This window comes from Streptomyces sp. NPDC096046 (assembly GCF_040303285.1).
Taxonomy (GTDB): domain Bacteria; phylum Actinomycetota; class Actinomycetes; order Streptomycetales; family Streptomycetaceae; genus Streptomyces.
Genome location: NZ_JBEOSZ010000037.1, coordinates 26,560 through 40,890, shown reverse-complemented (window position 1 = coordinate 40,890; position 14,331 = coordinate 26,560). Strand labels below are relative to the sequence as shown.

Annotated in this window: 10 protein-coding genes; 3 read left to right on the top strand and 7 right to left on the bottom strand. The window is 73.1% G+C overall.

The window, feature by feature from the left end; genetic code table 11:
- Nucleotides 1-23 precede the first annotated feature (23 nt).
- The 3 genes from ABTX62_RS27040 to ABTX62_RS27030 all read left to right on the top strand — a co-directional run bounded on the left by ABTX62_RS27040 (nucleotide 24) and on the right by ABTX62_RS27030 (nucleotide 3,312).
- The gene (locus ABTX62_RS27040; RefSeq protein ID WP_352118644.1) at nucleotides 24-665 is read left to right on the top strand and encodes a TetR/AcrR family transcriptional regulator; all 642 of its coding nucleotides are present in this window, start codon (nucleotides 24-26) and stop codon (nucleotides 663-665) included.
- A 57-nt stretch (nucleotides 666-722) separates the two neighbouring features.
- Complete coding sequence (locus tag ABTX62_RS27035; RefSeq protein ID WP_352118643.1) at nucleotides 723-1,433, top strand: ArsR/SmtB family transcription factor; 711 nt, start codon at nucleotides 723-725, stop codon at nucleotides 1,431-1,433.
- Between the two features lie 910 nt (nucleotides 1,434-2,343).
- Entirely contained in the window at nucleotides 2,344-3,312 is a 969-nt protein-coding gene (locus tag ABTX62_RS27030; RefSeq protein WP_352118679.1) for a DMT family transporter, read from the top strand.
- Here the strand turns inward: ABTX62_RS27030 and ABTX62_RS27025 are convergent.
- From ABTX62_RS27025 to ABTX62_RS26995, 7 genes are all read right to left on the bottom strand, one after another.
- A complete protein-coding gene (locus ABTX62_RS27025) occupies nucleotides 3,301-4,668 on the bottom strand; it encodes an MFS transporter (RefSeq protein WP_352118642.1) in 1,368 nt (455 codons plus the stop codon). The two genes, ABTX62_RS27030 and ABTX62_RS27025, sit on opposite strands and share 12 nt — an antisense overlap.
- A gap of 218 nt (nucleotides 4,669-4,886) precedes the next feature.
- Nucleotides 4,887-5,969, bottom strand: a complete 1,083-nt coding sequence (locus ABTX62_RS27020; RefSeq protein ID WP_352118641.1) for a Zn-dependent alcohol dehydrogenase — start codon at nucleotides 5,967-5,969, stop codon at nucleotides 4,887-4,889.
- A 107-nt stretch (nucleotides 5,970-6,076) separates the two neighbouring features.
- Nucleotides 6,077-7,465 carry an aldehyde dehydrogenase family protein gene (locus tag ABTX62_RS27015; RefSeq protein ID WP_352118640.1) on the bottom strand — a complete coding sequence of 463 codons (1,389 nt, stop codon included), beginning with the start codon at nucleotides 7,463-7,465 and terminating at the stop codon, nucleotides 6,077-6,079.
- 146 nt (nucleotides 7,466-7,611) lie between these two features.
- On the bottom strand, nucleotides 7,612-8,943 hold the full coding sequence (locus ABTX62_RS27010) for an ABC transporter ATP-binding protein (protein WP_352118639.1): 1,332 nt from the start codon (nucleotides 8,941-8,943) through the stop codon (nucleotides 7,612-7,614).
- 329 nt (nucleotides 8,944-9,272) lie between these two features.
- Nucleotides 9,273-10,463 carry an MFS transporter gene (locus ABTX62_RS27005; protein ID WP_352118678.1) on the bottom strand — a complete coding sequence of 397 codons (1,191 nt, stop codon included), beginning with the start codon at nucleotides 10,461-10,463 and terminating at the stop codon, nucleotides 9,273-9,275.
- A 22-nt stretch (nucleotides 10,464-10,485) separates the two neighbouring features.
- Nucleotides 10,486-11,901, bottom strand: a complete 1,416-nt coding sequence (locus tag ABTX62_RS27000) for a CitMHS family transporter (RefSeq protein WP_352118638.1) — start codon at nucleotides 11,899-11,901, stop codon at nucleotides 10,486-10,488.
- A 134-nt stretch (nucleotides 11,902-12,035) separates the two neighbouring features.
- Nucleotides 12,036-14,303: a molybdopterin oxidoreductase family protein gene (locus ABTX62_RS26995; protein ID WP_352118637.1), complete on the bottom strand. Its 2,268-nt coding sequence runs from the start codon at nucleotides 14,301-14,303 to the stop codon at nucleotides 12,036-12,038.
- Between the last annotated feature and the right edge of the window lie 28 nt (nucleotides 14,304-14,331).

The following is a 14,331-nucleotide window of genomic DNA, read 5'->3' as shown; positions in this document are numbered from 1 at the left end:
TGCGCAGCCCTACTATGTGCGCCATGGCCCGACCGCGCAAGCCCTTGCTCAGCACCGACCGGATCGTCGAGACGGCCCGCGCGCTCGTCGACGCGGAGGGCCTGGCCGCCGTCTCCACGCGGCGGCTCGCCGCCGAACTCGGGGTCAGCGGACCGTCGCTGTACAACCACTTCCGCACCAAGGACGAGATCCTGGAGGCGGTCGCCGACTCGGTGAGCGGCCAGGTGGACCTGTCGATGTTCGAGGACGGCCGGGACTGGCGGGCCGCCCTGCACGACTGGGCCGTCTCCTACCGGGCCGCGCTGCGCGACCACCCGAACATCGTCCCGGTGCTGGCCCGCGGCCCCGGCCGCCGCCCGGCCGGACTGCGCCTCGCGGACGCCGTCTACGGCGCGATGGTCGCCGCGGGCTGGCCGCCGGCGCAGGCCACCTCCATCGGCGCGCTGATGCGGTACTTCGTGATGGGCTCCGCGCTCGGCTCCTTCGCCGGCGGATTCGTCGACGACGCGAGTGCCTACGACCCCGCCGACTATCCCCACCTCCAGCAGGCCCACCTCCTGGCCGAGCAGCAGGAGAAAATCGACGAGCGCGCCTTCGAGACGGGGCTGAGGGCCCTGCTGGACGGGCTGGCGCGGCAGTACGAGCAGGTACGGCGGACCGCTTAGGGCCCCGGACGGGACAGTTCGGCGAGGGCCGAAGAGTCCGTGTTCCATGCTGGTGGCATGACGACGAGGGACCCGCAGGCCACCGCCCTGGCACGGCTCGCCGCGCTGTTCGCGGACGAGACCCGGGCCGCGTGCCTGCTGGCGCTGCTGGACGGGCGGGCCTGGACCGCGAGCGAGCTGGCGCGGCACGCGGGTGTCGCCGCCTCGACCCTGAGCGAGCACCTGGGCAGGCTCGTCGCGGGCGGACTGCTCGCCGAGGAACGGCAGGGCCGGCACCGATACGTCCGGCTGGCCGATGCCCGCGTCGCCCACCTGGTGGAGGACCTGGCCGCCCAGGTCGCGCCGTCCGCGGCCGTACGGCCGCGGAACCTGCGGGAGTCGAGCGCCGGCTCGGCGATGGCCCGGGGCCGGACCTGCTACGACCATCTCGCCGGGCGGCTCGGCATCGCCGTCACCGACGCGCTGACGGCGCGCGGGCTGCTGGAGCAGGAGACCGGCTTCGCGCTCACCGACGCGGGGCTGGCATGGTTCGCGGCGGCCGGCATCGGCCTGGAAGGGCGGGGCCGACGCCCCCTGGCGCGGGCCTGCCTCGACTGGACCGAACGCCGCCCGCATCTCGCCGGCGTCGCGGGCGCGGCCCTGTGCCGGCACGCCCTGGACACGGGGTGGTGCGTGCGCATCGGCTCGGAGCGGGCCGTGAAGGTCACGGCGGCCGGTGAACGCGCCCTCTTCGATCTGCTGGGGGTACGAGCGGCGGCCCTGCGGTAGCCGCACCCGACTCCCACCCGACTCGGCACGGCACCCGGCCCGGCCGGGGCACGGCACCCTGTCGGACTCGGCACGGTGCCCCGTCGGACTTGACACAGTGCCCCGCCGGAAGCGGCTACGGCGCCGCGTCCACCTCGCCCGGCACACCGTCCGACCCCGCACGGCGCCCCATCCGAAGTCCGCGAGCCTTCCAGCCGCCGCACACCGTCCGCCCGCACGGCACCCCGCCGGAACCAGCACGGCACCGCGCCGAACCCGCATGACGCCCCGTCCGACCCGCACGACGCCCCGCCTGAACAGCACCCCGCCCAACCCGCACAGCACCCCATCCGGCCCCGCACGGCGGCGTCCGACCCGCACGGCGCCCCATCCGAAGTCCGCGAGCCTTCCAGCCGTCGCACACCGTCCGACCCGCACGGCACCCCGCCGGAACCAGCACGGCACCGCGCCCAACCCGCATGACGCCCCGTCCGACCCGCACGACGCCCCGCCTGAACAGCACCCCGCCCAACCCGCACAGCACCCCATCCGGCCCCGCACGGCACGGCGTCCAACCCGCACGACACCCCGCCCGAACCGGCACGACGCCCCGTCCAACCCGCACGACACCCCGCCCGACCCGGCACCCGGCTCGACCCGCACAGCACCTGGCCCGGCCCGCACAGCACTCCGCCCGAACCGGCACGACACCCCGCCCGAACCGGCACGACACCCCGCCCGACCCGCACGGCACCCCGCCCGACCCGGCACCCGGCTCGACCCGCACAGCACCTGGCCCGGCCCGCACGGCACTCCGGCCGAACCGGCACGACGCCCCGTCCAACCCGCACGACACCCGCCCGACCCGCACGGCACCCCGTCCGAAATGCGCGAGCCGTCCGGTCCGCCTCCTCCTAGCCTCTGGAGCATGATGTCGAACCTCTCCCCGCCTCGTCCCGACCGCCGGGCGGAGCTGTTGGCCGCCGCCGCGGCCGGGGTCACCGTCGTGCTGTGGGCGTCCGCCTTCGTCTCGATCCGCAGCGCCGGTGACGCCTACTCGCCGGGCGCGCTGGCGCTCGGGCGGCTGCTGGCAGGTGCCCTGACGCTGGGGGTGATCTGCCTGCTGCGGAGGGAGACGTGGCCGCCGCGCTCGGCCTGGCGCGGGATCGCGATATCGGGCGTGCTGTGGTTCGGCTTCTACATGGTCGCCCTGAACTGGGGCGAGCAGCAGGTCGACGCCGGCACGGCTGCGCTGGTCGTGAACACCGGGCCGATCCTGATCGCGCTGCTCGGGGCCCGGCTGCTCGGCGACCCGATGCCGCCGCGGCTGCCGGCGGGGATGGCGGTGTCGTTCGCCGGTGCGGTGACCGTGGGGCTGTCGATGTCCGGTGAGGGCGGTTCCTCGGTGCTCGGGGTGGTCCTGTGCCTGCTGGCGGCGGTCGCGTACGCCGGTGGCGTCGTGGCGCAGAAGCCGGCGCTGGGCTCGGCCAGTCCGCTGCAGGTGACGACGTTCGGCTGCCTGGTCGGCGCGGTGATGTGCCTGCCGTTCGCGGGGCAACTGGTCCAGGAGGCCGCGAAGGCACCGGCCTCCGCCACGCTCAACATGGTCTACCTGGGCGTCTTCCCGACCGCCCTCGCCTTCACCACGTGGGCCTACGCGCTGTCCCGGACGACCGCGAGCAAGATGGGCGCGACGACGTACGCGGCGCCCGCGCTGGTCGTCCTGATGTCCTGGCTGTTCCTCGGCGAGGTGCCGGGGCTGCTCACGCTGGTCGGCGGTGCGCTGTGCCTGGCGGGCGTGGCGGTGTCCCGGTCGCGCTCGCGGTCGGCGGCCCGGGCCGGGGTTCCGGGAGCGGTGGTGGAACCCCGGCCCGAGCAGACCCCGGACTCAGTTCGCTGACTCGGCCTCCGCGCGTGCCTCGTTCGCGGTCTCCGGCTCCGCGGCGCGCGCCCGGTCCGCGAGGATCTTGATCGACACCAGGGCGATCACCGAGAGCCCGATGATGTAGCCGGAGACGGCCATCGAGGTGCCCGTCGCCTCCAGCAGCAGCACCATCACGAAGGGCGCGAGCCCGCCGCCCGCGACGGCCGCGATCTGGTAGCCGAGGGAGGCGCCGGTGTAGCGCATCTCGGGCGTGAACAGCTCGGCGAAGAGAGCGGCCTGGGGGCCGTACATGATGCTCAGGAAGCAGCTGGCGACGAACGTGCCGACGGCGAGCCACAGCAGTGAGCGGGTGTCGATCAGCAGGAAGAGCGGCACCGCCCACAGCGCGATGCCGACCGCCCCGAGGGTGTAGACCCGGAGGCGGCCGACGCGGTCGGACAGCGCGGCGGCTGCCGGGATCAGCACGAGCTGCGTGAGGCTGACGCAGAGGGAGACGGTGAGCACGGCGCCCTTGTCCATGTCCAGCTCTCGGGTCGTGTAGTCGAGGACGCCGGTGATGAGGATGTAGAAGGTGGCGGTGTTCACGGCGAAGGAGCCGCCGGCCAGGAACACCGTGCCCAGGTGGCCGCGCAGGATCGTGCGCAGCGGCGAGTTCTTCTCGGACTTCTCCTTCTCGGAGAGCGCCCGCTCGGCCTCCCGGAACGCCGGGGTCTCCTCGACGCGCGTGTGGATGTACCAGGCGAGGGCGAGGACCAGCAGGCCGACCAGGAACGGTACGCGCCAGCCCCAGGACGTGAACGCCGCGTCGCTGGTGAACGCACCGGCCAGCAGGAAGACGGTGTTGGCGGTGACCACGCCGATCGGGACGCCCAGCTGCACGACGCTGCCGTAGACACCGCGCTTGCCCTCCGGGGCGTACTCGGTGGCCAGGAGCATCGCGCCGCCCCACTGGGCGCCGACGGCCACGCCCTGGGCGACACGCAGCAGGACGAGCAGGATCGGGGCGGCCACACCGATCGTCTCGTACGTGGGCAGCAGACCGATGCCGGTGGTGGCCACGCCCATCAGCGTGAGCGCCAGGACCAGCATCGGCTTGCGGCCGCGCTGGTCGCCGAGGTGTCCGGCGACGATGCCGCCGATGGGGCGGGCGAGGAAGCCGACGGCGAAGGTCGCGAACGAGGCGAGGACGCCTGCCGTGGCGCTGCCGGAGGGGAAGTAGAGGTCGCCGAGCACGAGGGCGGCGGCGATGCCGAAGACGAAGTAGTCGTACCACTCGACGGCCGAGGCGAGTGCCGCGGCGGTGGCCACCCGGCGGCGGTTGCCGACGGCTGGAGTGTTCGTGGCGGGCTGAGCGGAAGGGGCCGAATCCATGTGGTGCACGCTCCGGGGGGTGCGGGGACGGAACGGGGGGTGGCGCGGGTTCCGGGGAACGTACTGACCGGACGGTATGTACGTCAACGGGTCGTACACCAGGACTTTTGCCTGTACTTGGCATCGACCACGGAGCTCGACCACGGGGCTCGACCACGGGGCCGGACATACCGAGGGCCCCGGCCTCGCGAGGAGGCCGGGGCACCGCGGGCACCGGGCTAGAAGACGACCAGGGATCGGCCGCCCTTGCCCGCCAGCATGTTCTCGAAGGCCGCCGGGATGCCGTCGAGGGAGATGCGTTCGGTCACCAGCGCGCTCAGATCCAGCCGGCCGGCCCGGATGTGCTCGGCCAGCACCGGGAGGTCCTGCGCCGGGTCGGAGTTGCCGTAGACGCAGCCGGAGAGGGTGCGGCCCCAGTGGAAGATCTCCAGGGCGTTGAAGGTGATCTGCTGGTCCTTGCCGCCGATGCCGACGACCGTGGTGCGGCCGCCGCGCCGGGTGGAGTCCCAGGCCGTGCGGATGCTGACCGCGCGGCCGGCGCACTCCACGGCGACGTCCACGCCCTGTTTGCCGGTGAGGCCGCGGATCTCGCGGGCGGTGGTGTCCGAGGCGACGAGGTAGTCGGTGGCGCCGGCCGCCCGGGCCAGTTCCTCCTTCTCGGCGGACACGTCCACCGCGACGATCTTCGAGGCGCCCGCGATCCGGGCCGCCTGGAGCGCGGACAGCCCCACTCCGCCGACGCCGAACACCGCGACCGTCTCGCCCCGCCGGACACGGGCCGAGTGATGGACGGCGCCGTAGCCGGTCAGGACCGCGCAGCCGAGGAGAGCGGCGTCGGTGAGCGGGACGCCGTCCGGGACGGGCAGGACGCAGGACGTGGAGACGACCGTCTCCTCGGCGAACGCGGCGACGTTCAGGCCGGGGTGCAGGTCGGTGCCCTCGGCGGTGCGGGCGTAGACGTCGGCGGCGCCGCTCAGTGCGTTGGCGCACAGCCACACCTCGCCGAGCGAGCAGGCGTGGCAGGCGCCGCAGGACGGGGCCCAGTTGAGGACGACCCCGTCGCCGGGCGCGACATGGGTGACACCCTCGCCGACGGAGACGACCGTGCCGGCGCCCTCATGGCCGAGGACGGCGGGGACGGGCACGTGCATGGTGCCGTCGGACAGGGACAGGTCGGAGTGGCAGACCCCGGCTGCGGCGAGCCGGACGCGGACCTGGCCGGGTCCGGGGTCGGGCAGGTCGATGCCGGTGATCTCCAGCGGGGAGCCGACAGCGGGCAGGACGGCGGCGCGGACAGCCATGACGGAGGGGACTCCCTGGGGCTAGGGCCTGCCGTTCGGAGCAGGCCGCAGGAAACTGACGGTGCTGGGTGATGCCGCGTCTGCGGCGCGATCCGGAGGGCAGGAGCCTAGAACTGGAGGGATTTGGTCTGGAGGTACTCGGTCAGGCCGTGCACGCCGAGTTCGCGGCCGATACCGGACTGCTTGTAGCCGCCGAAGGGGGCGAGGGGGTTGAAGCGGCCGCCGTTGATGTCGACCTGGCCGGTCTCCATCCGGCGCGCGAAGGCCACCGCCTCGGCCTCGTCCCCGGCCCAGACGGCGCCGGCCAGGCCGTACACCGTGCCGTTGGCGATGCGCAGGGCGTCCTCCTCGTCCTCGTACCTCAGGATCGACAGGACCGGGCCGAAGATCTCCTCCTGTGCGATGGTCATGTCCTCGGTGACGTCGGCGAAGACGGTGGGGCTGACGAAGTAGCCCGTCTCGCGCGGGGCCTCGGGGCCACCGGCCACCAGCCGGGCGCCCTCCGCGACGCCCTTCTCGATGTAGCCGCGGACCCGGGCCTGCTGCGTGGCGTTGACGACCGGTCCGATGCGCTCGCCGTACTTGGCGGCGGCGGCCGCGGCCAGCTCGACCGCCTCGTCGTACCGGTCGCGGTGGACGAGCATCCGGGTCCAGGCGCTGCACGTCTGCCCGGAGTTGGACATGACGTTGGCGACCCCGACGTTGACCGCCTTGGCCAGGTCGGCGCTGGGGAGGATGACGTTGGCGGACTTGCCGCCCAGTTCGAGGGCGACCTTCTTGACCTGCCCGGCGGCGATCGCGGCGATCCTCCGGCCGACGGCGGTGGAGCCGGTGAAGGAGACGAGGTCGACCCCGGGGTGCTCGGCGAGGGCCTGGCCGGCGACCGGGCCGAGACCGGTGACCAGGTTGAAGACGCCCGCCGGGAACCCGGCCTCGTGCACCGCGTCGGCCAGCAGCCGGGCCACCAGGGGGGTGTCCTCGGCGGGCTTCACCACGACCGCGCAGCCCGCCGCGAGGGCCGGGGCGACCTTGGCGACGATCTGGTGCAGCGGATAGTTCCAGGGCGTGATCGCGGCCACGACACCGACCGGCTCGTGATGCACGACCGAGTTGCCGGTCTTCTCCTCGAAGGCGTACGTCGCCGCCAGCTCGGCGTACGAGCCCGCGACCGCGATCGGCACGCCCGCGTGAACGGCCTGCGAGAACTTCAGCGGCGAGCCGAGTTCTGCCGTGACCGTCTCGGCGATCTCGTCCGCGCGGGCCGCGAGCAGGTCCCGCAGGGCGGCCAGACGCGCCGCGCGCTCGGCGGGCGGGGTCGCGGCCCAGTCCGGCAGGGCGGCGCGGGCGGCCCGTACGGCGTGGTCGACGTCCTCGGCGGTGCCCGCGGGGACCGTGCCGATGACCTGCTCGTCGACGGGGTTCACGACCTCGATCACGTCCTGGCCGGCGGCGGGGCGCCAGGCGCCCCCGATGTACATGCCGTCGTGTGCCTTCATCGCGGTTTCCTCCGGGGCGGGGCGTCGTCGTCCGACACATAAACTAGCGGCGATAGTTTTTCGGCGCCAGACGTCCCGGGGTTCCGGCCCCCGGGCCTGCCGGATCATCACAGCACGGTGTGCTCCCCGCCCGGGTGTGCCACTCCTCACTCCCCCAGGTCGGGAAGGCGCGCCGGGTGCGGGCAGATGCGGTCGCCGTTCTGGTCGAAGACGAAGAGATGGGCGAGGTCGACCAGGAGCGGCACCTGCATGCCGTGGCGCAGGGCCAGGTCCGGGGTGGTGCGGACGATGAGGTCCCCGGGCAGGCGGGCCTCGGCGGTCAGGGCGCCGCTCGGGGCGTCCTCCGGGCGGTCCAGGGCGACGACGGGTCCGGCCCGCCCGGCTCCGGACCGCTCCCGCAGCCGGGTGAGGACCGAGCCGTCGCGACGGCGCCGCCGGGCGGGGCGGGGGCGCGGGGCCTCCAGCTCGGGGACGACGGCGGGGCTGGAGCCGGTGTTGAAGTGGACCAGGATCTCGTGTCCCTGGAACTCCACGTGCTCGACCAGGCCGGTGATCGGCACCTCGCCGGGGCGGGCCGCGCTGTGCTTGGCGATCCGGACGGCCTCCGAGCGCAAACCGACGATGACCTCGCGGCCCTGCTGGACGCGCAGCAGCTGGTGGTCCAGGGAGAGCGGCTCGGGCAGGCGCAGGAACTGCTTGCCCAGGCTGATGGTCATCGCCCCGTCGAGGGGGGCCCGCACCAGGCCGCGCAGCAGGTTGATGCGCGGAGTGCCGATGAAGGCGGCGACGAAGACGTTGCCGGGCAGCGCGTAGACCACGCGGGGGGTGTCGATCTGCTGGAGCACACCGCCGCGCAGCACCGCGACCCGGTCGCCGAGCGACATGGCCTCGGCCTGGTCGTGGGTGACGTAGATGGTGGTGACGCCCAGCTCCTGGGTGAGCCGGGCGATCTCGGCCCGCAGATGGGTGCGGAGCTTGGCGTCGAGGTTGGACAGCGGTTCGTCCATGAGGAAGGCGGAGGGGTGGCGGGCGATGGCCCGGCCCATCGCGACCCGCTGGCGTTCGCCGCCGGAGAGCTGGCCGGGGAGGCGGTCGAGGAGGTCCTCGATGCCGAGCATGCGGGCGGTGGCGTCGACGCGGGGGCGCGGGTCCGCGCCCGGGTCCTCGATCCGCAGCGGGAAGCCGATGTTGGCGCGGCTGGTCATGTTCGGGTAGAGGGCGAAGTTCTGGAAGACCATCGCCATGTCCCGGCCGGACGGGGGCAGGTCGTTGGCGTACCGGCCGTCGAGGAGCAGCCGGCCCTCGTCGATCTCCTCCAGCCCGGCGATCATTCTGAGCACGGTCGACTTGCCGCAGCCGGACGGGCCGAGCAGCACGAGGAACTCGCCGGGCGTGATGTCCAGCGAGAGCCGGTCCACCACACGGACACCCCGCGTGTAGGACTTGCTCACGTCGTACAGGGAGATGGCGCGTGTCATGAGGGGCCCCCGAGGGGTCATCAGGGCGTTGGTGCTCCGCGGCCGGAAGCCCCGTGCGGGTCGTACGGGGCTGTGCGTCACGGAAGTTAACGGAATGTGCGCGGCCTGGGGAAGACACCCGACAGAATCGGAGGCTCCGGTCCATCTGGTGAGAAGGCGGACGGCCCGGTTCAGGCCCCGGCCGGAACCGCCCCGGGTCAGCGGATGCCGGTGAGGTGGGCGGCGCTGCTACGGCTGCCCTGCCGGGCGCCCATGGCGCAGGTGCCCCGTCGGGAGTCCCCGGTGCGGGCAAGACCGCCGGACCCCGGCCCCACGCAGTCCCACCGACCTCACCCTCCGCCCCCTCCTGCTCCCTCCCGCCGGGACCGTACGGCGACTGTGGCCGACAGCAGCAGGAGCACTCCGAGCATCACGAACGGCGCTGCCACGCCCGCGACTCCGGCGATCAGCCCGGCCCCGGCGGGCGCGGCGACCTGGCCGAGCCGGTTGCCGGTCAGCCGCAGGGCGAGGGCGGTGGAGCGGGCGTCGTCGGGGGCGGCCTGGACGACCGTCGTCATGGACAGCGGCTGACCGACCCCGAGGCAGAACCCCAGCGCGACCAGCAGAAGTCCGAGCGCCCACACCGGCACCGGCAGCGCGATGCCCGCGCACAGCAGGGCCGCCAGCAGGCAGGTCAGCGTCAGCAGCGGGGTCCGGCCGAGCAGCCGCAGCAGGAGCGTCAGCACCAGGCGGCAGGCGATCGTCGCCGCCGCGCGCAGACTGAGCAGGACGCCGATCACGGACGGCGCGATGCCCCGGTGTTCGCCGACCACCGGCAGGTAGGCGGTCAGGATGTCGGTCGCGGACAGCACGGCGAGGCTGATGAAGATGCCCGCCGGCACCCCCCGGGTGCGCAGGATGCCCCGGACCGGAATCCGCCCGGCCTGGTCCGGGCGGGACGTGGACGCCGTACGGCGATGCTCGATGCGCCACAGCGACGTGAAGGCGACGGCCGCGGTCGCGCCCGCCACGACGAGGGCGAGCGTGCTGCTGCCGGCCATGTCCTCGGTGCCGATCAGCGTCCCCGCGGCGACCGGGCCGACCAGCTGGCCGAGGGCGGCGCCGATGGTGAAGTGGCCGAAGTTGCGGTCCTGCTCGTGCGGCGCGGACTGGCGGGCGACGAGGGACTGGGAGCCGATGACGAAGCACAGGTGCCCGAGTCCCATCACCCCGCTCCACACGGCCATCGTCCACAGGGAGCCGGCGACGCCGCTGAGGGCGCAGCCGCCGGATATGAGGACGACGCCGACCGGCAGCAGGGGCGCGCAGCGACCGTGGTCGGTGCGGCGGCCGAGCGGCACGGCGGCGAAGAGGGGCAGCAGTGCGTAGACACCGGCGATGACACCGATGGCCCGCTCGTCCGCGCCCAGCGCGAGGGCCCGGTAGGAGACGGCGGGCCGGGCCATCGACACCGCCCCCTGCGCGAAGCTGAAGGCGATGACGAGGCGGAGCAGCCAGCCGCGGTTCCCACCGGGCCGCACGATGACGTCCCCCATGAAGGGCTCAGATGATCCCGAAGAGCATGCCCGCGCCGAGGATGACCAGGCAGGTGAGGGCGGCCCACTTCACGACGAACCTGGTGTGGTCGCCGAACTCCACCCGCGCCATGCCGACCAGGACGTAGACGGCCGGGACGAGCGGGCTCGACATGTGCAGCGGCTGGCCGACCAGCGAGGCGCGGGCCATTTCCAGCGGGGTGACCCCGTGCGCGGCGCCCGCCTCGGCGAGGACGGGCAGGACACCGAAGTAGAAGCCGTCGTTCGACATGAAGTAGGTGAGCGGCAGGCTCAGGATGCCGGTGACGAGGGCCATGTGCGGGCCCATGCCGGCGGGGATGACGTCCACCATCCACTTGGCCATGTGGTCGACCATGCCGGTGCCCTGGAGGACGCCGGTGAAGACGGCGGCGGCGAAGACCATGCCGGAGACGTTCAGGACGTTGTCGGCGTGGGCGGCCAGGCGGGCCTTCTGGTCGGGGATGTGCGGGAAGTTCACCGAGAGGACGAGCGCGGCGCCGATCAGGAACAGCACCGGGATCGGCAGCCACTCCATGATCATGGCGGTGAGCAGGACGACCGTGAGCAGCGCGTTGAACCAGTACAGCTTGGGGCGCAGGGTGGCGCGGTGGGGGTCGAGGCCCTGGAAGTCGTCGGCCTGCTCGTCGGCGTCCGTGCCGGACCCCGCGCCGCCCGCGACGCCCTTGCGCATGTCGACCTTGCCGTCGCCGGAGCCGCCGGCGCCCACGAGGACCGTCTCGGTCTCCTTCTCCTCGACCTTCTCCTCCAGCACCTCGTCCAGCGTCAGCACGCCCAGCCGCCGGCGCTCGCGCACACCGAGCACGTAGGAGAGGCAGAAGACGAAGAGCAGGCCGACCAGGAGCGCCGGGATCATCGGGACGAAGATGTCGCTCGCGTCGAGCTTCAGCGCGGTCGCGGCGCGGGCGGTCGGGCCGCCCCAGGGGAGGGTGTTCATCACGCCGTTGGCCATGGCGGCGATACCGGTCATCACGACCAGGCTCATCTTCAGGCGCTTGTACAGCGGGTACATCGCCGAGACGGTGATCATGAAGGTCGTGGAGCCGTCGCCGTCCAGCGAGACGATCGCGGCGAGCAGGGCGGTGCCGACGACGATCCGCATCGGGTCGGCTTTGCAGAATTTGAGGATGCCGCGGACGATCGGGTCGAAGAGACCGACATCGATCATCACGCCGAAGTAGACGATCGCGAACATGAGCATCGCCGCGGTGGGGGCGAGGCTGGTCACGCCGTCGATGACGTAGTCGCCGAGCTTGGCGCCCTTGCCGACGAACACGCAGAACAGCGCGGGAATCAGCACGAGCGCCGCGATCGGCGACATCTTCTTCATCATGATCAGGACCAGGAAGGTCGCGATCATGGCGAAGCCGAGGATGGTCAGCATGAGTGGATACCTAACGTTCGCCCTTGAACTCCCACCAGGGCCGGCGGTGTCCGAGACGTTAGGTCCGTTCAAGCAGCGTTAACAAGACGTTGACGTGCGAGCAATACGCGCAAAACTGCTGGTCACAGCTTTGCTCAGGTCAGAGCGGTGAGCTTTTCGGTCATGGAGGCGCCTCCTGCGGCCGACGCGGGGGCCACCTCGACCGGCACCGCGTTGAGGACCGCGTTGCCCGACAGCGGGTCGAGCAGCCGGCCGTCGAGGAGCTGGTTGACGTTGACGCCGGGGTCCGTGGCGGCGTGGCTGAGTCGGGTGCCGGGACGGTTGTGGCCCCAGCCGTGCGGCAGGCTCACCACACCCCGGCGTACCGCGTCGGTGACCTCGGCGGGTGCGGTGACCTCTCCCCCGGCGCCCTTGACGCGTACGGCGGCCCCGTCCTCGACGCCCAGTCGCTCGGCGTCCTCGGGGTGGATGTGCAGGGTGCAGCGGTTGGAGCCGCCGGTGAGGGCGGGCACGTTGTGCATCCAGCTGTTGTTGGAGCGCAGATGGCGGCGGCCCACCAGGACGAGTCCCTCAGGGCGTTCGGCCAGCGCCGCGCGCAGGCGGGGCAGGTCGTCGGCGATCGGGCCGGGCAGCAGCTCCACCTTGCCGCTGCGGGTCTTCAGCGGCTGCGGCAGGCGGGGTTCGAGCGGGCCGAGGTCGATGCCGTGCGGGTGCGCGAGCAGCTTCTCCAGGGACAGCCCGTCCGGACGTACGCCGAAGCCGTCGCCGTAGGGGCCGAGGCGCAGCATCAGGTCGAGCCGCCGTTCGGGGCCGGTGTCGCCGGTGAGCCGGGCGGCGAGCTCGCGCGGGTCGCCGCCGTGGACCGGTGAGTGCGGCTCCTGGACCGCCTTGCCGAGGGTCTGGTCGATGACCGTCTGGTCGACGGCCGCGGGATCGGCCCCGTGCAGGCCCGTGGCGGCGAGGATCAGCCGCGCCAGGATCTCGGTCTCGGCCATGCGGCCCGGCTCCAGCGGGATCGCGGGGCGCGTGTAGCGGACCTGGTTGCGCACGGCGAGGGTGTTGAAGGCGAAGTCGTGGTGCGGGCTCTGGGAGGGCGGCGGCGGGGGCAGCACGACATCGGCGTGGCGCGAGGTCTCGTTGAGGTACGGGTCGACGCTGACCATGAAGTCGAGCGAGTCGAGCGCCTTGTCGAGCCGGTCGCCGTCGGGCGCGGACAGCACGGGGTTGGCGGCGACGGCGATCAGCGCCCGCACCGGCTCGCCCTCCTCGGTGGCGGTGTCGATCTCCTCCGCGAGGGCCGCCAGGGGCAGTTCGCCCTTCGCCTCGGGGTGCCGGCTCACCCGGGAGTGCCAGCGCCCGAGGGCGAAGCCGCGGCCGGGTCCGGCGGGGCGCGGGGTCTTGTCGGTGGCCGCCTGCGGGAAGAGTGCGCCGCCGGGCCGGTCGAGGTTGCCGGTGAGGATGTTCAGGACGTCGACGAGCCAGCTGGCGAGGGTGCCGTGCGGGACGGTGCAGCTGCCGATCCGGCCGTAGACGGCGGCGGTGGGGGCGGCTGCCAGCTCACGGGCGAGGGTGCGGATGACGCCGGCCTCGACGTCACAGGCCTCCGCGACCGCCTCGGGCGTGAACTCCCCTAGCCTGGCCGCCAGTTCCTCGATGCCCTGGACGTGCGGGGTCGGGTCGGCGAGGCCCTCGTCGTAGAGCACCTGGGCCATCGCCGCCAGCAGCAGCGCGTCGGTGCCGGGCCGGATCGCGATGTGCCGGTCGGCGAGCTTGGCGGTGCGGGTGCGCCGCGGGTCGATCACGACGAGGGTGCCGCCCCGGGCCTTGAGCGCCTTGAGTTTGCCCGGGAAGTCGGCGGCGGTGCACAGACTGCCGTTGGACTCCAGCGGGTTGGCGCCGATCAGCAGCAGATGGTCGGTGCGGTCGAGGTCGGGCACGGGGATGGCGTTCGCGTCGCCGAAGAGGAGGCCGCTGGAGACGTGCTTGGGCATCTGGTCGACCGTGGAGGCGGTGAAGACGCTGCGGGTGCCGAGCCCGGCGAGCAGGACGGGCGGGTAGAGGGCACCGGCCATGGTGTGCACGTTGGGGTTGCCGAGGACGACCCCGACGGAGTGCGGGCCGTGGCGCTCCACGACGGGCCGGATGCCCGCGGCGACCGCGTCGAAGGCCTCCTCCCAGGTGGCCTCGCGCAGTTCGCCGTCCCGGCGCACGAGCGGTGTGCGCAGCCGGTCGGGGTCGGAGTCGACGGCTCCGAAGGAAGCGCCCTTGGGGCAGATGAATCCCTTGCTGAACACGTCGTCGCGGTCGCCGCGGGCGTGGGTGACGCGGGTCCCCTCGATGGTGAGGGTCAGGCCGCAGGTGGCCTCGCACAGGGGACAGATACGCAGGGCGGTGCGGGACACGGGTCCTCCCGGGGCGGCGGCTACGGTG

What these genes read in the sequence shown, in the direction of transcription:
- ABTX62_RS27040 (WP_352118644.1), top strand. Translation starts at nt 24, where the DNA reads ATGGCCCGACCGCGCAAGCCCTTGCTCAGCACCGACCGGATCGTCGAG.
- ABTX62_RS27035 (WP_352118643.1), top strand. Translation starts at nt 723, where the DNA reads ATGACGACGAGGGACCCGCAGGCCACCGCCCTGGCACGGCTCGCCGCG.
- ABTX62_RS27030 (WP_352118679.1), top strand. Translation starts at nt 2,344, where the DNA reads ATGTCGAACCTCTCCCCGCCTCGTCCCGACCGCCGGGCGGAGCTGTTG.
- ABTX62_RS27025 (WP_352118642.1), bottom strand. Translation starts at nt 4,668, where the DNA reads ATGGATTCGGCCCCTTCCGCTCAGCCCGCCACGAACACTCCAGCCGTC.
- ABTX62_RS27020 (WP_352118641.1), bottom strand. Translation starts at nt 5,969, where the DNA reads ATGGCTGTCCGCGCCGCCGTCCTGCCCGCTGTCGGCTCCCCGCTGGAG.
- ABTX62_RS27015 (WP_352118640.1), bottom strand. Translation starts at nt 7,465, where the DNA reads ATGAAGGCACACGACGGCATGTACATCGGGGGCGCCTGGCGCCCCGCC.
- ABTX62_RS27010 (WP_352118639.1), bottom strand. Translation starts at nt 8,943, where the DNA reads ATGACACGCGCCATCTCCCTGTACGACGTGAGCAAGTCCTACACGCGG.
- ABTX62_RS27000 (WP_352118638.1), bottom strand. Translation starts at nt 11,901, where the DNA reads ATGCTGACCATCCTCGGCTTCGCCATGATCGCGACCTTCCTGGTCCTG.